Raw genomic sequence first — 577 nt, forward strand, 5'->3', positions numbered from 1 at the left:
ACGGGAATCGAACCCGCGACCCTCGCCTTGGCAAGGCGATGCTCTACCGCTGAGCCACTTCCGCATATAAATGGCTGGGGATTCAGGGATCGAACCTGAGAATGACGGAGTCAAAGTCCGTTGCCTTACCGCTTGGCTAATCCCCAACATATATTTTGTTACTCTTCTTGTAAAAGTGGCGGAGCTGACGGGATTCGAACCCGCGGTCTCCTGCGTGACAGGCAGGCATGTTGGGCCACTACACCACAGCTCCGTATGTAAGCTCGGATAAATCCGAAAGTGAAACCTTGGTTTGGTTGCGGGGGCAGGATTTGAACCTGCGGCCTTCGGGTTATGAGCCCGACGAGCTACCGGGCTGCTCCACCCCGCGTCATTTACTACTAAAGCTATTCATTTACAGAACGATCACTAATGCATGCATTAGCAAATTGCGCCCTGAAAACTGGATACGAAAGATTAGGCTTGCTGAAGCCTTTTTAGCTGCTGTCTACTGGATGTATGGGTCACAGTAAACGTGTTTAGGATAAGCCCTCGACCGATTAGTATTCGTCAGCTGCACACATTGCTGTGCTTCCAC

Annotated in this window: 3 tRNA genes; all 3 read right to left on the bottom strand. The window is 51.3% G+C overall.

Features of this window, described 5'->3' with window-relative positions:
• Positions 1-71: 71 nt before the first annotated feature.
• Positions 72-146 (bottom strand) — tRNA-Gln (locus tag AC1DM9_RS34435).
• Positions 147-176: 30 nt separating this feature from the next.
• A tRNA-Asp gene (locus AC1DM9_RS34440) sits at positions 177-253 on the bottom strand.
• A 40-nt stretch (positions 254-293) separates the two neighbouring features.
• A tRNA-Met gene (locus AC1DM9_RS34445) sits at positions 294-370 on the bottom strand.
• Positions 371-577 lie beyond the last annotated feature (207 nt).

Source organism: Paenibacillus sp. 01T431 (assembly GCF_056398625.1).